The 25,862-nt window shown below is 47.1% G+C and carries 25 protein-coding genes and 1 tRNA gene; 9 read left to right on the plus strand and 17 right to left on the minus strand.

What is annotated here, in order from left to right; genetic code table 11:
* Nucleotides 1-55 precede the first annotated feature (55 nt).
* A tRNA-Phe gene (locus tag ACXAC1_RS05055) sits at nucleotides 56-131 on the minus strand.
* A 117-nt stretch (nucleotides 132-248) separates the two neighbouring features.
* Here ACXAC1_RS05055 and trmL point away from each other — a divergent pair.
* Both trmL and ACXAC1_RS05065 read left to right on the plus strand, forming a co-directional pair.
* Nucleotides 249-725, plus strand: a complete 477-nt coding sequence (trmL, locus tag ACXAC1_RS05060; protein WP_475059493.1) for a tRNA (uridine(34)/cytosine(34)/5-carboxymethylaminomethyluridine(34)-2'-O)-methyltransferase TrmL — start codon at nucleotides 249-251, stop codon at nucleotides 723-725.
* Between the two features lie 116 nt (nucleotides 726-841).
* Nucleotides 842-1,858, plus strand: a complete 1,017-nt coding sequence (locus ACXAC1_RS05065) for an ion channel (protein ID WP_475059495.1) — start codon at nucleotides 842-844, stop codon at nucleotides 1,856-1,858.
* A 43-nt stretch (nucleotides 1,859-1,901) separates the two neighbouring features.
* Here the strand turns inward: ACXAC1_RS05065 and ACXAC1_RS05070 are convergent, their stop codons facing one another.
* The 11 genes from ACXAC1_RS05070 to ACXAC1_RS05120 all read right to left on the minus strand — a co-directional run bounded on the left by ACXAC1_RS05070 (nucleotide 1,902) and on the right by ACXAC1_RS05120 (nucleotide 10,212).
* On the minus strand, nucleotides 1,902-2,153 hold the full coding sequence (locus ACXAC1_RS05070) for a YfhL family 4Fe-4S dicluster ferredoxin (protein ID WP_133560887.1): 252 nt from the start codon (nucleotides 2,151-2,153) through the stop codon (nucleotides 1,902-1,904).
* A 41-nt stretch (nucleotides 2,154-2,194) separates the two neighbouring features.
* On the minus strand, nucleotides 2,195-2,698 hold the full coding sequence (coaD, locus tag ACXAC1_RS05075) for a pantetheine-phosphate adenylyltransferase (RefSeq protein ID WP_133560889.1): 504 nt from the start codon (nucleotides 2,696-2,698) through the stop codon (nucleotides 2,195-2,197).
* A 127-nt stretch (nucleotides 2,699-2,825) separates the two neighbouring features.
* Nucleotides 2,826-3,368 carry a YggT family protein gene (locus ACXAC1_RS05080; protein ID WP_475059497.1) on the minus strand — a complete coding sequence of 181 codons (543 nt, stop codon included), beginning with the start codon at nucleotides 3,366-3,368 and terminating at the stop codon, nucleotides 2,826-2,828.
* A gap of 18 nt (nucleotides 3,369-3,386) precedes the next feature.
* Nucleotides 3,387-4,208: a pyrroline-5-carboxylate reductase gene (gene proC / locus ACXAC1_RS05085; protein ID WP_475059500.1), complete on the minus strand. Its 822-nt coding sequence runs from the start codon at nucleotides 4,206-4,208 to the stop codon at nucleotides 3,387-3,389.
* A 46-nt stretch (nucleotides 4,209-4,254) separates the two neighbouring features.
* Nucleotides 4,255-4,944, minus strand: coding sequence for a YggS family pyridoxal phosphate-dependent enzyme (locus ACXAC1_RS05090; protein ID WP_475059502.1), 690 nt, complete (start codon nucleotides 4,942-4,944; stop codon nucleotides 4,255-4,257).
* Nucleotides 4,945-4,970: 26 nt separating this feature from the next.
* A complete protein-coding gene (locus ACXAC1_RS05095) occupies nucleotides 4,971-6,119 on the minus strand; it encodes a GGDEF domain-containing protein (RefSeq protein WP_475059504.1) in 1,149 nt (382 codons plus the stop codon).
* 66 nt (nucleotides 6,120-6,185) lie between these two features.
* Nucleotides 6,186-7,463 carry a dihydroorotase gene (locus ACXAC1_RS05100; protein ID WP_475059507.1) on the minus strand — a complete coding sequence of 426 codons (1,278 nt, stop codon included), beginning with the start codon at nucleotides 7,461-7,463 and terminating at the stop codon, nucleotides 6,186-6,188.
* Nucleotide 7,464: 1 nt separating this feature from the next.
* A complete protein-coding gene (locus tag ACXAC1_RS05105; RefSeq protein WP_475059509.1) occupies nucleotides 7,465-8,463 on the minus strand; it encodes an aspartate carbamoyltransferase catalytic subunit in 999 nt (332 codons plus the stop codon).
* Nucleotides 8,464-8,654: 191 nt separating this feature from the next.
* Complete coding sequence (gene pyrR, locus ACXAC1_RS05110; protein ID WP_228190006.1) at nucleotides 8,655-9,152, minus strand: bifunctional pyr operon transcriptional regulator/uracil phosphoribosyltransferase PyrR; 498 nt, start codon at nucleotides 9,150-9,152, stop codon at nucleotides 8,655-8,657.
* 23 nt (nucleotides 9,153-9,175) lie between these two features.
* Entirely contained in the window at nucleotides 9,176-9,646 is a 471-nt protein-coding gene (gene ruvX, locus ACXAC1_RS05115) for a Holliday junction resolvase RuvX (protein WP_228190007.1), read from the minus strand.
* Nucleotides 9,646-10,212 (minus strand): YqgE/AlgH family protein, encoded by a 567-nt coding sequence (locus tag ACXAC1_RS05120; protein WP_475059511.1) that lies wholly within the window; start codon nucleotides 10,210-10,212, stop codon nucleotides 9,646-9,648. The genes ruvX and ACXAC1_RS05120 overlap by 1 nt, the downstream gene beginning before the upstream one ends.
* Nucleotides 10,213-10,660: 448 nt before the next feature.
* Between ACXAC1_RS05120 and ACXAC1_RS05125 the strand changes: the two genes are divergently transcribed.
* Nucleotides 10,661-11,500: an isopenicillin N synthase family dioxygenase gene (locus ACXAC1_RS05125; protein WP_475059513.1), complete on the plus strand. Its 840-nt coding sequence runs from the start codon at nucleotides 10,661-10,663 to the stop codon at nucleotides 11,498-11,500.
* Between the two features lie 47 nt (nucleotides 11,501-11,547).
* Here the strand turns inward: ACXAC1_RS05125 and ACXAC1_RS05130 are convergent, their stop codons facing one another.
* The gene (locus tag ACXAC1_RS05130; protein ID WP_475059515.1) at nucleotides 11,548-12,300 is read right to left on the minus strand and encodes a TSUP family transporter; all 753 of its coding nucleotides are present in this window, start codon (nucleotides 12,298-12,300) and stop codon (nucleotides 11,548-11,550) included.
* A 163-nt stretch (nucleotides 12,301-12,463) separates the two neighbouring features.
* Here ACXAC1_RS05130 and adhP point away from each other — a divergent pair, with 163 nt between their 5' ends.
* Nucleotides 12,464-13,477 carry an alcohol dehydrogenase AdhP gene (adhP, locus tag ACXAC1_RS05135; protein WP_475059518.1) on the plus strand — a complete coding sequence of 338 codons (1,014 nt, stop codon included), beginning with the start codon at nucleotides 12,464-12,466 and terminating at the stop codon, nucleotides 13,475-13,477.
* Between the two features lie 210 nt (nucleotides 13,478-13,687).
* The gene (locus ACXAC1_RS05140) at nucleotides 13,688-14,434 is read left to right on the plus strand and encodes a transporter substrate-binding domain-containing protein (protein WP_475059520.1); all 747 of its coding nucleotides are present in this window, start codon (nucleotides 13,688-13,690) and stop codon (nucleotides 14,432-14,434) included.
* A gap of 9 nt (nucleotides 14,435-14,443) precedes the next feature.
* On the opposite strand, the gene ACXAC1_RS05145 is transcribed toward ACXAC1_RS05140, so the two are convergent.
* Both ACXAC1_RS05145 and ACXAC1_RS05150 read right to left on the minus strand, forming a co-directional pair.
* Nucleotides 14,444-16,918, minus strand: a complete 2,475-nt coding sequence (locus ACXAC1_RS05145; RefSeq protein ID WP_475059522.1) for a glycogen/starch/alpha-glucan phosphorylase — start codon at nucleotides 16,916-16,918, stop codon at nucleotides 14,444-14,446.
* A gap of 187 nt (nucleotides 16,919-17,105) precedes the next feature.
* Entirely contained in the window at nucleotides 17,106-17,888 is a 783-nt protein-coding gene (locus ACXAC1_RS05150) for a DODA-type extradiol aromatic ring-opening family dioxygenase (protein WP_475059524.1), read from the minus strand.
* A gap of 397 nt (nucleotides 17,889-18,285) precedes the next feature.
* On the opposite strand from ACXAC1_RS05150, the gene ACXAC1_RS05155 reads away from it, so the two are divergent.
* Nucleotides 18,286-19,788, plus strand: coding sequence for an alanine/glycine:cation symporter family protein (locus tag ACXAC1_RS05155; protein ID WP_133560921.1), 1,503 nt, complete (start codon nucleotides 18,286-18,288; stop codon nucleotides 19,786-19,788).
* 133 nt (nucleotides 19,789-19,921) lie between these two features.
* Here ACXAC1_RS05155 and ACXAC1_RS05160 read toward each other — a convergent pair whose 3' ends face one another.
* Complete coding sequence (locus ACXAC1_RS05160) at nucleotides 19,922-20,896, minus strand: helix-turn-helix domain-containing protein (RefSeq protein ID WP_475059526.1); 975 nt, start codon at nucleotides 20,894-20,896, stop codon at nucleotides 19,922-19,924.
* 219 nt (nucleotides 20,897-21,115) lie between these two features.
* On the opposite strand from ACXAC1_RS05160, the gene ACXAC1_RS05165 reads away from it, so the two are divergent.
* The 3 genes from ACXAC1_RS05165 to eat are packed head-to-tail and all read left to right on the plus strand — an operon-like array spanning nucleotide 21,116 to nucleotide 24,806.
* Nucleotides 21,116-22,531, plus strand: coding sequence for an ethanolamine ammonia-lyase subunit EutB (locus tag ACXAC1_RS05165; RefSeq protein ID WP_475059529.1), 1,416 nt, complete (start codon nucleotides 21,116-21,118; stop codon nucleotides 22,529-22,531).
* A gap of 1 nt (nucleotide 22,532) precedes the next feature.
* On the plus strand, nucleotides 22,533-23,384 hold the full coding sequence (gene eutC, locus ACXAC1_RS05170) for an ethanolamine ammonia-lyase subunit EutC (protein WP_475059531.1): 852 nt from the start codon (nucleotides 22,533-22,535) through the stop codon (nucleotides 23,382-23,384).
* Between the two features lie 27 nt (nucleotides 23,385-23,411).
* Nucleotides 23,412-24,806 (plus strand): ethanolamine permease, encoded by a 1,395-nt coding sequence (eat, locus tag ACXAC1_RS05175; protein WP_133560931.1) that lies wholly within the window; start codon nucleotides 23,412-23,414, stop codon nucleotides 24,804-24,806.
* 52 nt (nucleotides 24,807-24,858) lie between these two features.
* On the opposite strand, the gene ACXAC1_RS05180 is transcribed toward eat, so the two are convergent.
* Nucleotides 24,859-25,860 carry a sterol desaturase family protein gene (locus tag ACXAC1_RS05180; RefSeq protein WP_475059533.1) on the minus strand — a complete coding sequence of 334 codons (1,002 nt, stop codon included), beginning with the start codon at nucleotides 25,858-25,860 and terminating at the stop codon, nucleotides 24,859-24,861.
* Nucleotides 25,861-25,862: the final 2 nt, after the last annotated feature.

The following is a 25,862-nucleotide window of genomic DNA, read 5'->3' on the forward strand; positions in this document are numbered from 1 at the left end:
GATTTAAGGCACTTACTTTATATAAATCAGAAACTTATCTGATCTAATAAAAAAATGGTGCCCAGAGGCGGAATCGAACCACCGACACGGGGATTTTCAATCCCCTGCTCTACCGACTGAGCTATCTGGGCAAGTGCGGCGTATTATAAATAACTCACTCTGACCGTCAACTGTTTTTTAATTTTTTTGTTGATAAGTTAGGAAATTAGCTCTCTCTGGTATGATAGAAAAATTATAGGAGAGACAACATGCTACATATTGTTTTGTACCAACCAGAAATTCCACCTAATACCGGCAATGTCATTCGCCTATGTGCAAACACAGGCTACCAATTGCACTTGATTGAACCACTTGGCTTTGACCTAGATGAAAAGAAGGTTCGTCGTGCTGGATTAGACTATCACGAGCTTGCTCGCGTCAAACGCTATGCTGATTGGCAAACGTTTCTATCAGAGAACGAGGGACAGCTGGGCACTGTGTATGCGCTGACCACAAAAGGCAGCCAAACTCATTCAACGGCGTCCTTTGCGGCCAATGATGTTCTAGTGTTCGGCCCCGAAACACGAGGCTTACCCAATGACTTCATCGAAGCACTCCCTAACCAGCAGCGTCTACGTTTGCCCATGCAAGCAGGCTCCCGCAGTCTAAATTTGTCGAACACCGTTGCGGTTATGGTGTATGAATCTTGGCGTCAGCTGGGTTACGCCATGCCTGAGAGCATCTAAAACAGGGATAGGTTATGTTGCTAGGAAAGCTGGTCCATAAGAGAAATCGCTCGCGACAGCGCTATCGAAAACAAGTACACCTGCACGCCGTCAAAGACCTCAAACGGCGCTTTCTCATGCTCGCTGCAGTAGTAGCAGTGCACAGTGTTGCCATGGTGTACTTTGAAGACCTAGATTGGTGGCAGGCATTTTGGCTCACCATGACATCCGCCAGTACCACCGGTTATGGCGATATCTCAGCCGCCACCTTTTGGGGACAGCTAGCTACGATTGTGTTTATCTATGGTATGGGCATTACTCTGTTAGCCCAGATCGCCAGCGACTATGTCGAGATACGTTTAATTCGCAAAGAAATGAAAATCAAAGGACGTTTGGAGTGGAGCGATATGCAAGATCACATTCTCATCATCAATACCCCAACCACTAATACAGAGCGTTATTTAACACTACTTGTTCAACAAATTTGCAATACGCCGGGATTGGATGATGCTCCGATACAGATCCTTACTCCTAAGTTTCCGGAGGGACTACCAGAAACACTAAGAGCAAAGGGCGTTGTCCATCACACAGGAGACGCTACCACACCAGGAATGCTGGATAACGCAGGCGTCGCCAACGCAAAATACATCGTCGTACTCTCCCCTGATAGTCTAGATACACATAGTGACAGTTTGGTTTTTGATATATTACATAGGATTAAAGAAATTGGTACCAAAGCGTTTATCTTGGCCGAAGCCATTGACGATGCAAATCGTGAGCGCTTTCGTCAATCAGGCGCTAAAGCAGTCATTCGCCCAGTGCGAGCGTATCCGGAAATGCTTGTTCGTTCACTGGTTGCCCCTGGTACAGAACAGGTATTAGAAGACCTTTTCCGATACCAAGGTGATCATACCATTCGTATTAACGTTTCCCTTTACAACATAAGATGGGCTGACGTGGTGACAGAGCTCATTCAGAGAGACCTCGGTACAGCCATTGGTTTCGAGGATACGATGGGCAATATCGTCACGCACCCTAAATCCAGCGACCGCATCAGCTTAAACGCTCTAATACTCCTAATAGGGGAAGATCAAAAGGCACCGACAAAGGAAGATATTTTAAGAATTCTGGCTCAACACAGCCAAGCCAATTAGCAAAAAGCCAAGCATATGCTTGGCTTTTCTTTTTGATGTGGTGTTACAGCTGCCCCGTCAGTACGAGGTACTTCTCCATTAGCTGTTCTTCCGTCTCTTTAAAATTTGGGTCATGAGGAATGCAGTCAACTGGACAAACCTGCTGACATTGAGGCTCATCATAGTGACCAATACACTCTGTGCATTTAGCCGGATCGATGACATAAATCTCTTCACCTTGGCTAATCGCTTCGTTAGGACATTCTGGTTCACACACATCACAGTTGATGCATTCATCAGTAATAATCAGAGACATATTGCTCTCCTAAAAAACCACTGCCCGAAGGCAATATAAAATCAAGAACGTTTTGCAGCTGCTACTTGACGGTAGTGCTCAGTAAGTACGTGCTTCACCTTAGGGTGCACAAACATACCAAAATCTCCGTCAAGTGAAGCGATTTCACGTACCAAAGTAGATGAGATGTAAGAGTGCTTTTCTGAAGGCGTTAGAAACAAGCTCTCAACATCCGGCGCTATCACTCGGTTCATATTTGCCAACTGGAATTCATATTCGAAATCCGACACTGCACGTAAACCACGTACGACAACTTGACCATTAACCGAGCGAGTAAACTCAGTCAGCAAGTTATCGAAACCCAACACCTCAACATTATCGAGATGGCCTAGCACTTCCTCTGCTAACTGAATACGTACATCGTGAGCCAAGGCAGGTCGTTTCTTGGGGCTTGCTGCCACGGCAACAATGACCTTAGGAAACAGTTTCGCAGCACGTTCCACAAGATCTGCGTGACCATTTGTTATAGGGTCAAATGTGCCTGGATAAACTGCGATTGTACTCATAGCTCTAGTCCAATTTTTTAATATTAATTTGAAGAACCAGATGATTCTTAGCTAACCTTTCGGCTGCGCATCATATAAGAATCTTCCGCCCTTCTCAAATAAGCGACCTAAAAAGTCAGCTTTCGCATCAAATTACGAATGGTGCAACAAACTGCTTCAACACCGAAATTGCCAAGAAAATAAAAATTGGCGATAGATCAAAACCCCCAAGCGACGGGATAAAGCGATGACAAACGCGGTACAACGGCTCACATACCTGGCCTACCAATAAAGCACCAGGATGACCCGAACCTGGCGCCACCCAACTTAGAATGACAGAGATCAGCATAGCCCAAAAATACAAATCCAACAGATGATACGCCACACCTGCTAGGGTGTAGATCACATAATGGGTTGGCGTAAGCTGATAACCAACGATCGCCATAATAATGACTAAAATGACCGCCTGTACAGCCAAGGCCAATACAACCGAAGACGTGTCAATACGACCAATCGAAGGAATCACCTTACGTAGAGGCTTTAGTAATGGACTCGTAGCTTTTACCACACCCTGACTAATTGGGTTATAGAAGTCCGCTCGACTTAGCTGTAGAACTAGTCGCAATAACACAATAAATAAGTATAAATTTCCTAGTGTTTTCACCACTAAGATTAACGGATCACTCATCATTGTCTTTACCAATCCTCATTATTTGTTGGCAAATTCTTTACCGAGCTCTTTTGAGCGCTCTGCACAAGCATTCACCGCAGCCGTCATTAATGATTTAATACCTTGCTCTTCTAAGGTTTCTAACGCAGCTTGAGTGGTGCCGTTTGGAGACGTGATGTTTTTGCGTAGCTGAGCAATGTCCTCGTCAAGCTCGGTCACCATCGCTGCCGCCCCTTTCATAGCGTACGTAGACAGTTTACGACTCGTCGCTTCGTCCAAACCTTGCGCCATACCTGCTTCAACCATCACTTCTAGCATACGGAAAAAGTATGCCGGAGCACTACCTGAAAGCGCCGTCACAGTGTGCATTTGCGCTTCGTCTTCGATCCAAACATGACTACCAAAACTATCAAAAGCATCAGCAACCCAACGCTTTTGATCTTCGCTGGTATGCGCATTTGCAATCAGACCAGACATGCCAGCCCCTACCAAAGCAGGGGTATTTGGCATTGAACGCACCACTGCAACAGACTGCCCTAACCAATTCTCCAAGGCATCAATTTCAATACCTGCTGCGACCGACACAAACAATTGCTCAGGGCGAACAACCGCCGAAAACTCTTCTACCACGGATTGCAGCAAGTTGGGTTTAACACACAAAAAGACAACATCCGCGGCTGCAACCGCTTCTTTGTTATCTGCGTACATAGTCATACCAAATTGTTGCTCAAGGCGTGGATGATCCTCTACATTGGTCGAGCTGCCCACAATAGCGTCACCGGAGTAACCACTGGCACGCAAACCGCCAATGATCGCTGATGCCATGTTACCTACACCTACAAACGCAATCTTCAAACTCATTGTTCACCCTATTCATTAAAATTTATTGGAACGTCTGCCGTTCACCTTAAGTATATTGTCGTGCACCGAAAATCGCCGTGCCAACACGCACCATGGTGCTGCCCGATGCAATGGCTGCCGCCAAGTCCCCAGACATACCAATCGATAGTGTGTCCACCACCGGGTCGTTCTTTTGCAGTGTTAAAAACGCTTGTTGCAGCGGCGCATATACTTCTCGCTGCAGCGCCATATCCGTTTGCGGTGCTGGAATCGCCATCAATCCTCGCAATGAAAGGTTCGGTAAGCTTTTTACTAAAGCCACCATCTCCTCTAAATCGCTCAATGCGATGCCCGACTTAGAAGCCTCTCCGCTGATGTTAATTTGAATTAAAACATTCAATGGGGGCAACTCTGTAGGACGCTGTTCACTTAAACGTCGAGCAATTTTTTCTCGATCAATGGTATGTACCCAATCCATTGTCTCTGCAATCTGACGCGACTTATTTGATTGAATAGGACCAATAAAATGCCACTCGATATCGCTCAAGTGAGATAAAGCTTGATGCTTCTCAACAGCTTCCTGAACGTAATTCTCACCAAACAAACGCTGTCCAGCCTCGTACGCAGACTCCAAATCAGCAAGAGGTTTTGTTTTACTCACGGCAAGTAATCGCACATCAGAAGCTGAACGACCACATTGTGCGGCACAATCAGCTATATCGCGTTGAACTTGCGTTAAATTGTTAGCAATACTCACAAAAACTCCTAATACCGAACTCGTTCTTAATCGCCATACGCTTCATCTAAATCTTTTACAAATTTGCCGTAGTACTCTAAACGAAACCCAACGCTTTCTGTAACTGCGTTAGCCGCTGCGACTGAGGCAAAATACAACTTGTCGTGGTTTGCTTGCTCTGGGTACAGAGCCACGCCAATCTTAACACCACCGCTCAACACTGAAACTTGGTTTGGATCTGCTTTCAGCAACGCCCTTTGTACTTTTTGCGCGACAACAAGCCCATCATCCAATTGAGAAATTCGCATTGCCATCACAAATTCATGGTCTGATACGTTGGCCAATAGATCATTGTCTCGCAATGTTTCGCGTAATATGTCTGACAACAGCTTGAGCTCATCTTCTTCAGCCTCTTCATTCACTAGAACAGAAACAAAAGCTAAGCGCTGGAAATAACGTCTTGCATCGCGCAACATCATATCCAATGCTTTGGCAAAGGCATGCGGTTGCAGTAGCCCCGTAGTAGCATTGGTATGTTGCTGGAGAGTGTCGTCCGTTTGATAGCGAGCAACCATCACATTAATCCAATATAAAATAGAGTTTAATGTTTGATCTATCGCCCATGGATGTATATTAGATCTAATGTCGGCGTTATTAGCTGATGAAAAAAAGCAGAACGTAAGCCAATTCTTCTGATTGTCTTGAGCGCTCACCATGTCACAAGTTTCAAGCCCTAAATGAGCGAAGCTATCATGCCATCGAGCCCAATCAGCTCGAGCAGTAAGATTGCTTTCTCGGGCAAACGCACGAGAAGGGCTTGCCACAAATGTCGCAACGGACTGGGGAGGCTGACTAAGGTTCCCAAGTCCATCACTTACTTCAGGCCAATCTTGATAATTAACTATGCGCCACTGCGTTAATTCACGGTCACACCACAACACGCACAAACACATAGAACTAGAGAACAACTCTTTAACACTGCTTATTATCTTATCGACATAAGCAACAAAGCTCGCACTTTTCGCCACCAAGTCTATTATCTGACGATCAGTCTTGCGTAAGTCCAAGAGAAAGTCTCGCTGCGACAACAACTTGTGCTCTATTTCTTGCGAATGCGCGCCCTCTGTTTCTATTTCCATCGGCTCCGTTACCATTGACTCATAGATTAATATCCCACCACCAAATAACCATTGCACGGGACTTCGACGGTAACTCTACCATAATCGCGAGCCTAATCACGATACCTTGTGTCGAACACAGTTTTAGCCTAGGGAGTATACACGCTGACCGGAGATATAGGTTTGCAGCACACGGCCAATCATTTGCTCACTGCTGAAGCCAGAGTTTGATCCTTTGGATTTACGTGTACTTTGATCCCAGATCCACTTATCGGTGCTATCAAACACCACAAAGTCGGCGAAACTACCCACTGCAAGAGAGCCTGCTTCAAGGCCAAAGCAAGCCGCAGGACCTATAGTTAGAGCCGTCAGCAACTGACCAAGCTCTAAATCACCTTCGTCCATTAAGCGAAGCGCTAACGGTAATAATACTTCTACGTTAGCCATACCGGGTTCGGTTGCTGCAAACGGTGCGACTTTCGCCATTTTTTCATGGGGCTGGTGATCTGAACAAATGGCATTGATGACCCCCGTTTTAAGCCCTTCAATCAACGTCAATCGATCATTCTCGGAGCGAAGCGGGGGCAGCACATGGAACTGACCATCGAACTCTTTGAGCACTTCATCGGTCAATAACAAGTTATGCAGCGCCACATCACATGTCACATCCAAGCCCGATGCTTTCGCATCGGCGATCATTTCGACCGACTTCGCACAAGACAAGCGAGCAAAGTGCGCGCGAACGCCAGTTTTCTCGACCAATAGCAAATCACGCATCAAAGCGATGGTTTCTGCCGTTTCAGGGATGCCCGCGAGGCCATGCATCGTCGACATCATGCCCTCATGAGCACAACCACCTTCCGATAGACTGCTGTCATTCGGATGAAATACGACGAGTAAGTCATGAGTTGCTGCGTATTCCAATGCACGGGACAAGACACGATTACTTGCCAGGTCATGGCCATGGTTTGACAAAGCCACGCAACCCGCATCCGTTAACGCCACCATATTACTCAGTTGCTCACCTTGCAACTCTTGAGTCAACGCACCGATCGGAAACACATTCGCCATGCCCGCTTCGTCTGCTTTATCTTGGATCAATGCCGCTACCGCAGGCGTGTCAACAATAGGCTTTGTGTTAGGAGGGCATACCAATGTGGTCACACCACCCGATACTGCCGCACGCCCCTCTGAAGCAATCGTGCCCTTTTGCGAGTAACCAGGTTCACGCAACGCAACCGCGGTATCTACCAAACCAGGCAGTACCCATTTACCCGATACATCGAGCACTTCCGCGTCGTCAAAACCTGCTGGCGCCTCACCCATTGCAACAATGCGATGATCTTCGATAAACAGATCAATCACCGCGTCTAAATTCTGGCTCGGATCAATAACGCGACCATTACTTATACGAAGTTTCATACTAGCCCTCATCTCCCATAGCCTGTTGCTCTTGAACTTGGCCACTCATAGCCATCGACATAACAGCCATACGTACAGCGATGCCATTGGTCACCTGATCCAGAATTACCGCTCGGTCACCATCCGCTACTTCAGATGAAATTTCTACACCTCGGTTAATTGGCCCTGGGTGCATGACGATGGCATCTGGTTTGGCCCAAGATAAGCTTTCTTCTGTCAAACCATACAAGCGATAAAACTCGCTTTCGCTCGGCAATAATGCGCCAGCCATACGCTCTTTCTGCAAGCGCAACATAACCACAACGTCCACATCCTCCAAGCCTGCTTTCAGGTCATGGCAGATATTAGCGCCCATATCACGGAAAAACTCAGGTACTAAGGTTTTCGGTCCAACCAGACGAATGTCTTCAACACCTAAGGTTTTCAAGGCATGCAGTTCTGAACGCGCTACTCGGGAATGAAGGATATCGCCAACGATGGCAACTTTAAGGCCTTCAAATTGACCTTTGTGTCGACGAATGGTCAACATATCCAGCATCGCCTGCGTCGGGTGAGCATGACGGCCATCCCCTGCGTTGATGATGGCAACATTTGGCGAGCAATGCTCAGCAATGAAATGCGGCGCTCCACTGTCTTGGTGGCGCACAACGAACATATCACTTTGCATCGCTTCAAGGTTCTGCAAGGTATCCAATAAGGACTCACCTTTCGAGGTCGCTGAGGTAGCAATATTGAGGTTAATGACGTCAGCAGACAGACGTTTAGCAGCCAGCTCAAAGGTCGTTCGCGTACGAGTGGAATTTTCGAAGAATAGATTAACAACCGTTTTACCTCGTAGAAGAGGTACTTTCTTGACGGACTGTTCACCCATGGATAGGAAAGATTCTGCTCGGTCGAGAATCTCCGTTAAAATTTCTTTACTTAAGCCATCTAAGGTTAGAAAGTGCTTTAGTTGACCTTGTTCGTTTAACTGTAACGCCCGAGGGTCGGATCGCATCATAGTTTGCTTTCCTCAATCACTATGTATGATAGGAAAATGCCCGGCACAGACTAAGCTGCAACCGGGCATTCGTGGGCTAGATGGTCAATTTGGCAAGAATTATCGCCAAACATCACCTTATTAGCGAACCACTGTATCCAAGTCCTAATTGTCGTATGACTTGCCCAAAAAATAAAGCTTCCGCCTTACTTTTAATGGGTTTCAATCACAGAAACTGCCAATGGTGTAGGGCCTGACAGTTTTACACGTTGATTTGGCTTCAACGACAGCTGTTCCCCCACCACATCGGCGCGTATTGGCAGCTCTCTACTGTTTAAGTCAAACAAAATCGCCAAAGTGATGCTGGCGGGACGACCAAAGTCAAAAATCTCATTCATAGCGGCACGAATGGTGCGCCCAGACATCAATACATCGTCCACCAAAATAACATGACGATCTTCTAACGCTGGTAGCTGTGTGTGCCCAACTTTTGGGTTCAGACCAGCACGAGTGAAATCGTCTCGGTAAAAAGTAATATCCAATGTCGCCAACTCTTCATCCGTCGGTACGGCATCGAGAATTTCATTCGCTACCCAAACACCACCGGAGTGGATACCCACAACGATAGGGTTATCAATATGGTGCTGCTGACAGTATTGCGCCAGTTGCTGCTTCATGGAGGCCAGCGCTTTATCAAGATCCAACGTCATGTGTGATGCTTATCCTTGGTCAATCAATCGGAGCTGGCCGTCTGCTGCGCAAACCATGATTCCAAAATCATTTGTGCAGCCAACCCATCGACTGAGTTTTCTTTAAAGTTACGGTTGCCGCCTTGAGCAATCACTTGCCCTTTTGCCTCATAGGAGGACAGACGTTCATCCATCATATGGTATGGGCGGTTGTAACGTCCATGGAGACGTTTCGCAAATTTTCGTGCCCGTTGACACATCTCATTTTCGCTACCATCCATATTTAACGGCAAGCCGACCACAAAAGCATCCGGTTGCCATTCTTCAACTAGTGCACTAATCATATCCCAGTTAGGAATACCATCAGTGGCTTTAAGTGGCGCAAGCGGGCGGCCTTGCCCTGTCAGGCTTTGGCCAATGGCAACCCCAATACGGGTCGTACCAAAATCAAACCCCAATACCGCGATCGCAGTATTGGGGTTCGTTGACGTCTTTGATGTGGACGTTTCAGTCATCAAGCATGTCCTATATCCGGCGATAGTAAACTCATATCCAAGCCTAGGACCTTGGTTGCAGCAGTAAACTGCATGTCACTAGGCGTATTAAATAATACGTCTAAATCCGCCTCGCACACCAGCCAATCATTATTGGCAATTTCGCCTTCTAACTGCCCTTCATCCCAACCGGCGCACCCTAAGGTAATCAAAAATGATTCTGGGCCATCGCCCGAGGCAATGTGCTCCAACGTTTCTAACGAAGCAGAAAGACAGACGTCATCAGTTACTTTCAAGGTATTACCCCAGCACTTATCACTGCTGTGCAGGATAAAGCCTCGTTCTGATTCCACTGGGCCACCCACTAAGATCTGTTCTGAGGTTAAGGTTGGCAGCGACATTTGCATACCAAGATGCTCTGCTAATTCGCCAAAATCAACGCTTGATGGTCGGTTTATCACAACCCCCATAGCTCCGGACTCCGTGTGCTCACATATATAGACCACCGTGTGTTCAAAGTTTGGATCATTCAAGTGCGGCATAGAAATCAAAAAGTGATTCTTTAACGATTGGAATGTATTCGCCATAAACAACGCCCCCTTTAAAAATGACGCAAGAGCTCGCGCCTAAATCCTTCGATCAAATAAACGCTCTTTCTCTAACTCTGAAAATCGAAGGTCGTAATGCCAGTATAGGACAATCAATTCATTTGCCCACTGATTAGTTTCTTTTGTCTGAGTTATCCTTCATTTTATAAAAAATGCTGGTAAACTAATAAAATTCAACCAATTGGTTAAATAAAATCTTATTTTTCACCCACTGAGCACGAAAGTAGGACCGTCACTTGCACCACAAATCTCAACAAATCAGTTTAGAGACATGGCGTGATCAGTATCTCGAAGAAACCATCGATCTGCGTTATTTCTTCCATAATGGCTGGTCGTCCTAGGCCTTTCCTATATTTGCGTCAATTCACTTTTTAACTGACTAAGCTATGCTCTAGTCCATATTGAACACGTTCAAAGGAAATTCGTCATGATTTTAGAAGCTGTCGATTACCAAAGCCCAACTGCCGCTCAAGAATTCGTTAAATCCCTGCGTGAAACAGGGTTCGGTGTCCTTAAAAACCACCCTATTCGCCAGCAGTTGGTATCCGATATTTACCAAAACTGGCATGATTTTTTTAATAGCGAAGAAAAGCACAACTTTCGCTACAACGTCGGTACGCAAGATGGCTACTTTCCGCCCGATATCTCTGAAACCGCGAAGGGTCACAGCAAGAAAGACATCAAGGAATATTTCCACTATTACCCGTGGGGACAGTGTCCAACGATACACAAAGCTGAGCTGGCTCAGTACTATCAGGAGGCCAATCAGCTTGCCGAGCAACTATTAGGATGGATCGAGCAATACACGCCTAGTGATATAGCAAGTCACTACTCTCAACCGCTGTCCAGCATGATTGAAAAAAGCGATCAGACCTTATTGCGGGTTTTGCACTACCCACCATTGAAAGGTGATGAGGAGCTAGGTGCGATCCGCGCAGGTGCACACGAAGACATCAACTTGATCACTATTTTGCCAGCAGCGAATGAGCCTGGGCTTCAAGTACAGCTTAAAAATGGCGATTGGATCGACGTGCCCTGTGACTTCGGCAACCTGATCGTCAACATTGGCGACATGCTACAAGAAGCGTCTGCGGGATACTTTCCTTCTACTTCCCACAGGGTCATCAACCCAGAAGGTACCGATAAAACCAAAGCGAGAATTTCTCTACCACTATTTCTTCACCCAAGGCCCGATGTGAAATTATCTGAGCGTCATACGGCAGGCACATACCTGCATGAACGTTTAGTGGAACTTGGCGTTATCTAAACCCTACACAGAGATAAGACACAACCTAGTGTCTTATCTCTGGTTCACTAGAATACTGCTTTGACCAGCAAGATCCCCCCCGACAACACCAGCATCCCCATCGCCAACCGTTTTACTACATCCGCCTCCAACAGAGAGAGCAAAAAGCGTCTTGAGAAATAGGTGCCAACCAGCACCAGTGGCGTACCAATTAATGACGCGAACTGAACTTCTGTAGAGATAGATACGGTGAAAACAGACACACTTGCTCTAAACGATGCTAACAATAAAAACAAGCTAAGTAATGTTGACCTAATCACCGCCAACGGGACCGGCTGGCGATACATCAAATAGGAAATTGGTGGTCCCGCCGTTGAAAAAAGGCCGCTTAATAACCCAGCAAAGACACCACTCAACGCAAAATGCCAACTAGGAGAAGGCGTCTTGAGCGGATCGGGTTTTAACATTGAACTGACGCAAGCCAGGATCATCACGATGCCCAGCAACCCCTGTAGCGCATTCAATGCCGCTTGCCCTAAATGATCTAACCAATACAGGCCAAATGCTGCCATTGGAATAGCGGCGCTTAGAAACACCCACATAGAACGAAATTGCGCCTGCCGCCACACACCACCATATAAACCTGAAATGCCGTTTACCAAACTCAATATACTGACAACAAACGCTAGTTCAGGAATCGTCATCAATTCCAGCGCCCCACCGATTCCAAGCACGATCAAACCAAAGCCAAAACCTGTGGCAGTCTGGATATAGGTTCCAAGAGCTATCACCAGCAATAAAATCAACAATGAGATATCCAATACCGTTCTCCAACCTAGAGCATGAAACCTGCACATTTGGACTACGAGACAACACTTTAAGACTATCAATCAAGTATTACTCACAAGAACCGCCTATGTTAATTCACGCAGACGATAATCTTTCTTATTTTCTGCTATTCAAACAATAACAAGGGAGTTTGCCATGAAAGCAGCGGTTGCTAATACCTTCGGCTCAATTCTTAACATCGAAGATGTCCAGAAGCCTACTATTGAACCTCACCAAGTGCTGGTAAAAATTCACGCCTGTGGTGTCTGCCATACGGATTTGCATGCCTGTCATGGAGACTGGCCAGTAAAGCCCACATTACCTCTTATCCCAGGCCATGAAGGAGTGGGTGAAATCGTAGAAATTGGCTCCGCCGTATCCCACCTCGCACTGGGTGACCGAGTCGGTATCCCTTGGCTTTACAGTGCCTGCGGCCACTGTGAATACTGCCTAGCCGGGCAAGAAAGTCTATGTTTATCGCAGCAGAATGCTGGCTACTCTGTTGCAGGAGGTTATGCAGAATACTGCGCAGCACACGCCGATTATGTTATTAAAGTACCAGCCGGATTGGATTATGTCGATGCGGCACCATTGTTCTGTGCTGGCGTGACCACCTACAAAGCCCTCAAGGTATCTGATGCGAAACCTGGGCAATGGGTCGCAATCTTTGGTATTGGTGGCTTAGGACATTTAGCCGTGCAATATGCCGTCGCAATGGGGCTCCGAGTGGTGGCTGTTGACACTGGAGACGCTAAGCGTGAACTAGCAACCTCCTTGGGCGCGGAATATTTCTTTGACTTTATGACGGATAACGTCGTGGAAGACATCAAAGCGACCACTGGTGGTGTGCATGGCAGTGTCTGTACAGCGGTTAGTAAAGCAGGCTTCCGCCAAAGCTATGACGTCGTTCGTCGTGGTGGTAAGTGTGTATTAGTAGGCCTACCTCCAGAGGACATGCCGCTGCCTATTTTTGACACGGTATTAAACGGTGTCAGTGTAGTGGGCTCTATCGTAGGTACTCGAAAAGATCTTGAAGAGTGCCTAGAATTCGCGGCTCGCGGCAAAGTAAAAGCCATCATTACCGAGAAGAAACTGGATGACATTAACGCCATTTTCCAAGACATGGAGAAAGGGGAAATTACCGGGCGTATCGTGATGTCTCTAACTTAAAAAAGCCGACTTGCAGCGCTGCAAAATACAGCGCTGCCTTAGATCGACACATAAACCAAATTCATAACTCATATGCGGCTATTTTGTTCATAAAATCGCCGCTTCTTCTATTATCACTTCCTTATTTTGTGATACCTTAGCCCGTCTTTGAACATTGTTTGCATTTTTACCGCCAACACACGTCATGGATGGCTTAATTAAGGGGGTTTTGTGTTTTTTCAGCGAGCGCTGTGGTTTCTGCTGCTGTCCATTATTAGTTGCTTTTCAGGGCTATCATCGGCCCAAACGTTAACTCTTCCCGTTGAGGACTACCCACCTTACATAACGGTTGATGAATTCTCTAACAGCATTTCAGGCATGGACATTCGTGTTACTCAGGCGGCATTTGCCGCGGTTGGTATTCAAGCTTCATTTGAAACGGCACCATGGCCGGCTATTTTGCAAGGCATTAAATCGGGTGAGGTTGCTGGCACAGTCAGTTGTGCTCGTCGACCTGAACGTGCCCCGTACATGCTGTTTAGCAATGAAGTCAGCACCAGCAGTCGAGTGCTCATCAGCCGCCCATCGTTTGCAACAGACCACATTGAAAGCATTTATGATCTGAACTCTTTCCGCGTAATTTCAGTAGAACAGTGGGACATGGAACAACAGCTGACCGAGCTAAACATTGAACATTCAACAGTTCAAGGTATCTCAGAAGGTATAAAATCAGTCGTGTCTGGAGAAAGTGATGTCTTTTTAGTTTCACGCTACCCAGCGTTGCATCAAGCTAAAAAAGAGGGGATACAAAAGTCGATCAAAGTCAGCAGCCTTGTAGCTGAGCCCTTAGTACCTTTGCATGTATGCTTAAGCAAAAACTACCCACAAGCACGAGAGCTTGTGCAAGCCTTCAACCAAGGGCTACAAATCATTAAGCGTAATGGCACATTTCAAGCCATTCGAAATGAGTACCTTTAGCCGCTTGCCTTAAATTGGGCAAGCGGGTAGGTGCCAGATTTCGTCTGCGTATTCTTGGATCGTGCGATCCGATGAAAACTTCGCCATACGAGCAGTGTTCATAATAGCCATTCTCGCCCAGCGCGCCTTGTCTTGATACGCTTGCGCCACCAGTTCTTGGCACTCCACATAAGCACGGTAGTCAGCCAATACTTTAAAACGATCACCATGCTCTAGCAGTGCGGAGCGAATCTCATCAAATGCATGAGGTTCATTGGGGCTAAAGTAGCCAGAACACAACCAGTCAATCGCGTTTTTAAGCTCTTCATCTCCATGGTAATAGTCATATGGGTTGTATCCATGTCGGTCCAACGCCTGTACATCCTCTATTTTCAAGCCAAAGATAAAGATATTGTCGTCACCGACCTCTTCTTTGATCTCAACATTCGCTCCATCCAATGTGCCTATGGTTAACGCCCCATTCAATGCAAGCTTCATATTGCCTGTTCCGGACGCTTCTTTCCCTGCTGTTGAGATCTGTTCAGACAAGTCCGCAGCAGGGATGATTTTCGCAGCCAAAGAAACTCGGTAATTTGGCAAAAACACGACCTTCAACTTACCTTGAACTCGCGCATCATTATTAATGACATTCGCCACAGCGTTGATGGCATAGATGATCGCTTTCGCCAAACCATAACCAGGCGCCGCCTTCGCACCAAAGATAAATACCCGTGGCACGATATCGAGACTCGGATCATTTAGCAGACGATGATAAAGCGTCAGGATATTTAGCAGACTCAAGTGCTGACGCTTGTATTCATGCAAGCGTTTGATCTGCACATCAAACATGGCCGTTGGGTCTACCTCGACGCCACATTCTGCTTTGATCACGTCAGCCAAGCACTGCTTATTTTGATGTTTAACGGCCATGAAAGCTTGCTGAAATGCTTGATCCTCTGCGAGCCCCTCTAGCTTGCGCAAGCGCTCAAGATTCTTAGGCCAATCTTGCTCGACACCATACTGTTCAAATAACTGCGCAAGCCCAGGGTTACAGTTCAATAGCCAGCGACGCGGCGTAATGCCATTGGTTTTGTTAGTCAGCTTATCGGGATAGAACTCATTGAAACGAGCAAACAAATCGGTTCTCAAAAGCTCTGAGTGCAATGCCGCTACACCGTTCACTTTGTGACTGCCAACAACGGCTAAATGCGCCATACGCACCATTTTATGGTGGCCTTCTTGAATAATCGAAAGTTCGGTTTTGATGTCATCACGACCAGGCCAACGCTGTTCCACTTGCTCCATAAAACGATGGTTAATTTCGTAGATCAGCTGCAAATGACGCGGGAGAACCTTTTGAAATAAGCCCACACTCCATGTTTCGAGTGCTTCTGGCAGCAGCGTATGATTTGTGTAGGCAAAGATACGAGTAACCAATGACCAAGCATGATCCCAATGCAGACGCTTATCGTCCACGAGAACGCGCATTAACTCGACAACGGCTATGGCAGGGTGCGTGTCATTAAGCTGAATGGCGGCCTTTTCAGGTAGCTTATCCCAATCCGTACCATTACCGCGTTCAAAGCGTCGTAGAATATCCGCCAAAGAACAAGCCACAAAGAAATACTGCTGAACCAAACGCAGCTCTTTGCCATTTTCCGTTTTATCATTTGGATAAAGTACTTTGGAAATGGTTTCGCCAATGGCTTTTGAACGCACCGCTTCAACATAGTCACCCTTGTTGAACTCGTCTAGATCAAAGTCTTCGGTTGAGCGCGACGACCACAAGCGTAAGAAATTCACCGTTTTGGTGTCGTACCCTGCCACAGGAATATCATGGGGAATCCCCAACACATTCTTCGTATCAACCCACAGAGGGTGGTAATTGCCGAAATTGTCATAGGAAGCTTCCACACGCCCATAAAACTGTATCGTCTGGGCATACTCAGGACGTACCAACTCCCATGGTGTGCCATAGTTTATCCAAGTATCAGGGTGTTCAACTTGCTTACCCTCTTGGAAATCTTGTTTAAACAAGCCGAATTCGTAGTAAATACCATAACCGATGGCAGGCAAATCAAGGGTTGCCAGTGAATCTAAGAAACAGGCGGCTAAACGTCCCAAACCACCATTACCAAGCCCCATGTCTACTTCAACTTCACAGACCTCATCCCAAGATAAACCTAGCTCTTGGATGGCTTGCTGCGCTTCTTCAAATACTCGTACATTATGCACATTGTTAACCAGCATTCGACCCATCAGATATTCCATCGACAGGTAATACAATCGCCGTACGTTATCATCGTTGTGCTTAGTTTGAGTAGCCACCATGTCATCGATAATACGGTCACGTACCGCAAGCGACAGACATAGCCACCAGTCACGCTGACTGGCCTGCTCTGCGCGCAGCGCTAAGGTGTAGCGCATGTGGTATAAAATGCCCTGTTTCAGTTCAAGGCAAGAAGCGGTTTTCGTCGTGGATAGCTGATCAGATGGGCTTGGCATTGCTATCGTCCTCAATTTTGAAAGGTGATATGTGCATGGTATAGACACTATGTTGCAACGGCATTGCGGTGTCGGTCTAGCGCCAATTATGCACTTAACCATGAGTTTACAGTGCGCTCTCTGTTTACCCCCATTTATGCAAAAACAAAGCCGACTCCTAAAGCCGGCTTGGTGAACTGAATAACGTCTACCAAATGAAGTGACGAGCCTCGACGTCTAATGCTGTGAAGGGCACAGACGCTCCCTGTTTTTGCGCAATAGCATGACATACGATTAAAGGCACCAGGTGCTCCTCCCGAGGATGACAGAATCGCCCTCCTTCCACGGATGACCAGTTGGCCCAACGCTCTTGAGCATCTTGCACATCAGGGCTAGTCACTGTCTCGTCCAGCCATGCTTGAAAGGCTTGCACTGCTTGATTCATCTGGGGCGTTTTAGGAGCAAAAAATGCGCGCATGTTATGAAAACTGAAGCCAGAGCCAATCACCAGCGCATCCTCAGGTAAGCTATTCGCTAATCGCTCGCCAAACAGCCAGTGTTCACTTGGACTCAAAGAGCTGGTCAGTGATATTTGTAATACCGGAATATTGGCCTCAGGGTACATCAACATTAAGGGGATAAACATTCCATGATCAAACCCTCGCGTCTCATTCAAACGAACGGGCGTTCCTTGAGCCTGCATGCTGTGCGCAATCTCTTTGGCTAGTTGAGGCGCTCCAGGTGCAGGGTATTGCAACTGATAAGATGCTTCGGGAAAGCCATAATAATCATAAATCAACTCAGGCGTCGCGCCTGCCGTTATTTCAAAACCATTGGTTTCCCAGTGAGCACTAAGCATGATGATGACTGACGGTTGCTTGGGTAGTTGTTGCACCAAACCTTTCAATGTTGACACCAGTTCGTCATGACTAGGATCACCTAAAACCGGCATCGGGCCACCACCATGGGAAACGAACGCTACAGCAGACATATACCACTCCTTGAAGACAGCGCTTCAATCAAATAAGAATAGGTCTATGTTAGTACCATACAGAAACACAATAAATATTGAACGGAGCAATGATTTATTTCATTTATTGAAATAATAACACCTCTATCAGGCCACATTGTGATCAAAAAAAGCAAACCAAGAGTTGCTAAAAAAACACCAAGTAGCACCAAAAAATATCATCTAGCCAAATGTTAAATTATTATTAAGCATGATAGATTCCGAATTCATATTTGCACAAGTTGTGCTTAATACATCAAAAAGTTTACACATTGTCACGAACAATCACACCGTAAACTAGGCGATGGGTTTAGCTGGTATCCCAGCACCTAATAAAAATTAAAACGCTCAATGAGCGCACTACCACTGGAGAACTTCTATGCAAGAATTCATTGATTTCCTCAATGGAATCATCTGGAGCCCGGCACTTATCTATTTGTGTCTTGGTGCTGGTCTGTTCTATTCCATCCTGACGCGCTTTGCTCAGGTTCGTCACTTCAAAGAAATGTGGTCGTTGCTGTTTAACTCAACGCCATCTGAAAAAGGTATTTCTTCTTTCCAAGCCCTAGCAGTATCTCTTTCAGGTCGTGTGGGTACAGGTAACATCGCAGGGGTTGCAGCAGCGATCGGTTTTGGTGGTCCAGGTGCTGTATTCTGGATGTGGGTGGTTGCGTTCCTAGGCGCGAGTACAGCCTACGCTGAATCAACACTTGGTCAGATCTACAAAGTTAACGACAATGGCCAATACCGTGGTGGCCCAGCGTACTACTTTGAGAAAGGCCTAAGCATGAAGTGGTTGGGCGTATTGTTTGCCCTAGCATCTATCATCGCATGTGGCGTATTCCTTCCAGGTATCCAAGCTAACTCTGTTGGTAACGCGGTTGCTCAAGTATTTGGTCAAGGCGATATCATCAACACATCATTTGGCTCTGTCGGCACAACTAAACTTGTGGCGCTTGCTGTGATTTTAGTGGTACTGGCTTTCATCATCTTCGGTGGTATCAAGCGTATCGCGAACTTCACCCAGATCATCGTGCCATTTATGGCGATGGGCTACATCATCATGGCCTTGATCGTTGTATTCCTTAACGTTGATCAAGTGCCTGGCATTTTCTCAATGATCATCTCTGATGCCTTCACTGCTCAAGCTGGTTTTGGTGCAGCGATTGGTTGGGGTGTAAAACGTGGTGTTTACTCTAACGAAGCCGGCCAAGGTACTGGTCCTCACGCTGCCGCAGCGGCAGAGGTTGAGCACCCAGCACAACAAGGTCTAGTACAAGCGTTCTCTGTATACGTAGATACACTGTTCGTATGTACTGCCACAGCATTGATGATCCTGATCACACAACAGTACAACATCCAAGGCACACTGCCTGACGGTCAGTTCATTGTTCAGAACGTACCTGCTGATGTCATCATCGCCTCACCTGCGTTTACGCAAATGGCCTTGCAGAGCATCTTTGGTAGCTTCGGTTCAATCTTCGTTGGTGTTGCGCTGTTCTTCTTCGCTTTCACAACGATCCTAGCGTACTACTACATCGCTGAAACGAACGTGGCTTACCTACGTCGCGCGCTGAAAGTAAATGTACCGCTAACATTGGTTAAACTGTTGATCATGTTCATGGTTGCATACGGTACTGTAAACACTGCAGGTTACATCTGGAACCTTGGTGATGTGGGCGTAGGCTTGATGGCGTGGTTGAACATCGTGGGTATCATTGTGATCTTCTTCATGGCTCGTCCGACGATGAAAGCTCTGAAAGACTACGAAGACCAAAAAGCTGCAGGCGTTGAGGAATACACCTTCGACCCGAAAGCATTAGGCATTAAAGGTGCGGACTTCTGGGAAAAACGCCTAGAGAAAAAGCAAGCGAATAAATAATCGCGCTTTTTATCCACAGCTTTCATAGCTAAAAAGAAGGCCGCTTAGGAAATCTAAGCGGCCTTCTTTCATTTCTTACAGTAATAAACTGCGGCGGTATTTGTCGACCGATAGAGCTATTCAGCATTCACTTTCAGCTACGAAAGCTTCCTTGCTCCAATGTAGTTGAAGGACGCTCACCAAACAGCAAGCGATAATCTTTTGCGAACTGACTCATATGCCAAAAGCCCCAATTAGCAGCAATATCGGCAATGCTTGCATTACTTGATGCGTTTAAAAGGGCTCTACGTACACCATTTAAGCGTGATATACGTAGATACTGAATGGGGCTAATACTTAAGATACTTTCGAAAGCGTACTGCAAAGTACGACGACTGACGTTGGCGACTTGGCAAAGATCCGTTACGGTAAGAGGCGTATCTGGGTTGTCATTGATCCAGGCACGGGCAGCATCCACCACCATTTTTCGATGGTGGTAACTCTGCGTTTGCGCAGGAGCCGGTTGCTCAGTTTTCAACACTTCGAGCAAGGCTGTCATTAGCAAATCATGCGTTAATCGTTCTGGTATAGCGCGCATTCCAGAGCCCTGTAATGATCTACCCAGCACAAAACGCACATCATTTAACGTCTTCTCTGGCAGTGATAATCGACCATGAGCCGTCAATTCATCCCAGTTTAAGTCAACGCCATGAATACGCGCCATACGCGTCAAAGTCTCTAGCTGTACCACCATACCAAACAGCTCGTAGTCTTGTGGCGTGGTCAACTCAAACTCACAATCCCCAGGACGGCACATAATGTGTTCTGAACGAACGGATAATCCATTGATGCGTGATTCTTCTTGTTGAGCAAGCGGAATGCCCAACCAAACTGAATCCGGCCACACCACACATTTTTGCTGTAACGCTTGGCTGGTGCTTTCTTGGAAAACCTGCAAATCCGCAAACGGCAACTCCGCGATTTTGCCATAGAAACCACCGCGACTGGTTTGATCGTACTCTTGTTGCCAGTTAGTCAAATTGCCAGCATGAAGATCCGCGTCAAAGGCCTCTTTCAGCACAATTGAAGCGCCCTCTTTTGGTGCAATTACCGCATCAAGCCCAGTCATTGGTTTTCTCCGAATATCAAATTTGCGCAAAATCGAAATACGAATTTCTTGCAAAACATTGATTTATTTAATGTTTTTATTATTGCCAAAATTCGATAACGCTCTATCACTGACATTTTTAACGATGTAATAAGTGACGAATTTAAACGCAGCAATTCTCATGCCGAATAAACCTGCGTTATCAGATTGGTTCTTTACCTTAGACGCAAAGGCTTTCAAATGACAAACGCTTCTTCAAAATTTCGCTTTCGACACACCGTAGGTGAACGCACTTTCGGGTTTCAAAGCTTAACCGAGCTGATGGCCAAAGCAACGCCAGCACGCTCTGGCGATCGCCTCGCTGGCGTCGCAGCAGACACCGCTGAAGAGCGCGCCATTGCGCAAATGACATTAGCGGATGTACCACTGAAATTATTTCTAGAGGAAGTGGTCGTTCCTTATGAAGAAGATGAAATCACACGCTTAATCATTGACGAGCACGACAAGTCCGCTTTTGCTCCTATCTCACATTTAACCGTTGGCGGTTTTCGGGATTGGTTACTCAGTGACTTGGCCACGCCCACGACATTGCACGCTATTCGTGCTGGGGTCACACCAGAAATGGCCGCTGCCGTCAGCAAAATCATGCGCAACCAAGACCTAATACTGGTCGCTAAAAAGTGCCATGTTAAGACGGCGTTTCGCAACACAATTGGCTTACCCGGTCACTTATCCACCCGCTTACAACCCAACCATCCAACCGATGATCTAACTGGTATTGCAGCCAGCATTTTAGACGGCTTGATGTACGCCAACGGCGATGCCGTAATTGGTATTAACCCAGCGACGGACAACGTTGCTCAAGCCTCTCGTCTTATGAAAATGATGGATGACGTGATTCAACACTACGAGATTCCAACTCAATCCTGTGTTCTCACCCACGTTACTAATACCATTGAATGCATTGAGCAAGGCGCTCCGGTGGATTTGGTGTTCCAGTCTATCGGTGGCACACAAGCGACCAATGATAGCTTTGGCTTTAACTTGGCCACCCTTGCAGAGGCCCAAGATGCCACCTTGTCTTTGAAACGAGGCACAGTGGGCAACAATGTAATGTACTTTGAAACGGGACAGGGTAGCGCGCTTTCCGCCAACGCACATCACAATGTCGATCAGCAGACCTGTGAAGCACGTGCTTATGCGGTTGCACGCAAGTTCGACCCCTTGTTGGTCAATACAGTGGTTGGCTTCATTGGCCCAGAATACCTTTACGACGGCAAAGAAATCACTCGTGCTGGTCTAGAAGATCACTTCTGCGCCAAGTTGCTCGGTTTACCGATGGGCTGTGATGTGTGTTACACCAACCACGCCCAAGCCGACCAGAACGATATGGACAACTTGATGACGCTGTTGGCCGTATCAGGGTGCACTTTCATCATGGGCATCCCAGGCTCTGATGACATCATGCTCAACTATCAAACGACATCGTTTCACGATGCCATGTATGTGCGCCAAGCCTTAGGACTTAACCCGTCCCCTGAATTCGATCAGTGGCTAAAACATACCCGTATTTTCCAAGACGACCAATTCACCCTTAACCACAAGATACCCGGCGCCTTTGAGCATTCACTGAACCGTTTATTGGGAGGGGCCTAGTATGAAGCGCATCTTCCCTACTCATCCTATCGAAGAAGCCGTCGTTGAAAACCCATGGCACAAACTGCGCTCGTTCACCGATGCGCGTATCGGTCTAGGCCGTGCAGGGGTCAGCGTTCCCACCAAACACTTGTTGGCCTTCCAGCTAGCTCATGCTCAAGCGATTGATGCGGTGCATTCACCGCTCAATATTAACGGTCTGACCGCTAGCTTCGCTGAGCAAGATTGGTCGATGGAACACGCTCCTATTCGCTTACATAGCCAAGCGGAGAATCGCGCCACCTATTTGCAACGACCAGACTGGGGACGACGCTTACATCGTACGTCGATTGAACGCTTACAAGAGCACTCATCATCGCGCTCTGAGCCTTATGATTTAGCAATCGTAATCGTCGATGGTTTATCGGCTTTTGCAATCGAAGAAAACACAGTGCCCTTTTTAAATGAGCTGTTACCCCGCCTGCAAGGCGATGCAGCTCCCTGGTCGATTGCCCCGTTGTGCATTGTGGAGCAAGGGCGCGTGGCCATCGGTGATCCTATTGGAGAGATCCTGAATGCTCGCTGCGTCATTGTCCTGGTCGGCGAAAGACCAGGACTTAGCTCACCCGACAGCATGGGCTTGTATCTCACTTGGGCTCCCAAAGCGGGGTTAACTGACGCTTACCGTAACTGTATTTCAAATATTCGATTGGCAGGCCTAAACCACCATGATGCGGCCCGTAAAGCCTACTACCTGCTTAGCGAAGCGCGCACCAAAAAGCTTTCTGGCGTGCAGCTAAAAGATCGCACCGATGACTCGGTACTGGAACACGATAACGAACAACACAACTTTCTTGTATCACACCCCAAATAACGAACTAAAAACACAAGAGGAACACACATGGCTGATCAAATGGATCAAGAATATCTGGCGAAACGCCAGTTAAAACGAGGCACCGCGGGCTGGCTACTCTTAGCTGGCTTGGGGGTATCGTATGTTATTTCTGGTGACTTCGCCGGTTGGAACTTTGGTATTGGCGAAGCCGGCTGGGGTGGCTTTGCCATCGCAGCCGTTCTTATGGGCTTAATGTACCTAACATTGGTGCTGTCTTTGGCAGAAATGTCTGCCTCAATTCCTGCGGCCGGTGGCGGTTACAGTTTTGCACGTCAAGCTATGGGCCCAGTTGGTGGCTATATGACAGGCTTGGCGGTCTTAATTGAGTACGCACTGGCACCAGCAGCCATCGTAATCTTCATTGGCTCTGCCGTAGAAGAGCTACTAGGTTTCAACGGCCCCGTGGTCTACGCCTTATTCTACCTTGTGTTTATTGGCATTCACTTGGCAGGTGTCGGTGAAGCATTGAAAGTCATGATGGTCATTTCTGGCTTGGCAGTGGTCGCTATCCTTGGCACAGCAGTGGCTTTGATCGGCGATTTCGATGCTTCTCGTCTATTTGATATTGCACCAACTGACGCAGCTGGCGCATCCGAGTTTATGCCATTTGGTTGGTACGGTGTGTGGGCGGCATTGCCGTTTGCAATGTGGTTATTCCTTGCGGTAGAAGGGGTACCTTTGGCAGCAGAAGAAGCGAAAAACCCGGCGCAAGACGTACCTAAAGGCATCATTGGTGCCATGATCTTCTTGCTATTCACTGCGGTGCTAGTGGTGTTCTTGCTAGCTGGCGTGACGGGTGCAGAAGCCATTGGTAGCAGTGCTGTCCCTCTAGTAGACGCACTAAACGTTGCCGGTAAACCTGTTTTGGCAACGACGGTTAACGTCTTGGCTCTAGCGGGTCTTGTCGCGTCGTTCTTCTCAATTATTTACGGCTACAGCCGTCTAGTATTTGCTTTGTCTCGCGCAGGCTACTTGCCAAAGGGCTTATCTGTTACCAATGAACGCAAAGTGCCAGCGCGTGCCTTAATCGTACCAGGCGTATTTGGCTTCCTAGCGTCTTTAACGGGTGAAGGGGATCTAATGCTGGGCATGGCCGTGGTTGGTGCAACGGTATCGTACGCATTAATGGCATTGAGCCATATCCTGCTTCGCGTGAAACAACCTGACCTACCGCGTCCGTACAAAACACCTGGCGGTGTGATCACATCGGGGATCGCTTTAGTATTGTCTCTTGTGGCACTAACCGGAGTGTATGCCTACGATCCACGTGCCTTTATGTACACTTTGGCGCTATTTGTCATCGGTGCTGCGTACTTCTTCCTGTATAGCCGTAATCGTTTGGTGGCAAAAACACCAGAAGAAGAATTCAACATGTTGGCAGCGGCGGAAGCAGAGCTTTAATACCACCTTTCTAACACGCTAAATGTGAAGAAAACCAAGTTTAAAAAGCGTCTCACGGTTCCCTAATCGTGAGGCGCTTTTTTAGTTTTCGACAACGTTTAGACACACCATGACGGATAACATCCGCGCAATCCATCATGGGAATCCACCAATGCCCTATAACACCCGTTCGATCGATGGCGCGCCCCGTGCCAAATTTCAATGTCTGTTGATCACTTCCGGGCAACCAGGTTTTGAATAAGCGATCCCAAATCGCGAGCAACACACCGAAGTTACGATCATAATGCGCCACATCCGTAGAATGATGGATCTGATGCTGAGCCGGAGAGATCAACCACTTTTCTATGCGTGGACCATAGCTCAATACCACCATTGAATGACGCAGGTTAGCGCCCAGTACATTGAACAAGAATGTCGTCACTAACACACCGTAGATTTGCCACAAGGACACTTGGTTAGGAAACAGCACCAAGAACACGCTAACCAGAACACTTTGGACACAGAGAGAACGCATGAAGAACAGCACCCCTTCGACAGGGTGTGTACGAAAAACGGTGAATGGTGTGAGCACTAGAGCGCTATGATGCACCTGGTGGAAAGCCCAAAGCACAGGGATCTTATGTAAACACCAATGAGTAAAGAACCGAGAGAAATCGTCTGCTACTACATAACAGAACGTAAACAACACCATCACCCAAGTGGTCGACCAACCCAGGCCAAGGGGTATCAAACCTTGCTTTTGCCAATAGTAATATAAGCCACTGATCCACAAGGCGTGAGTCAACGTTTTAGGGATCAACAGTGCCAGTAACAGCCGATTGCATAGCCACAACCCGACATCGGTTCTGGAAGATCGACTCAACCAAACCTTAGGGGACACATAAGGCAGCAGACGTTGCCAGCCATGCTTACCATAGCGCCAATAGAACACGACGAAAGCGAACCCGACAGCACTTAGCAGATACCATAGGGAAACTCGTTTTCGAAGGTCCAATAAAGAAGAGCCTGCCGTAGCAAGCTCTTCCATAAGCCATGTTAAATAGCTTTCTAGCATAG

Source organism: Marinomonas sp. AWM4_232 (genome assembly GCF_056158325.1).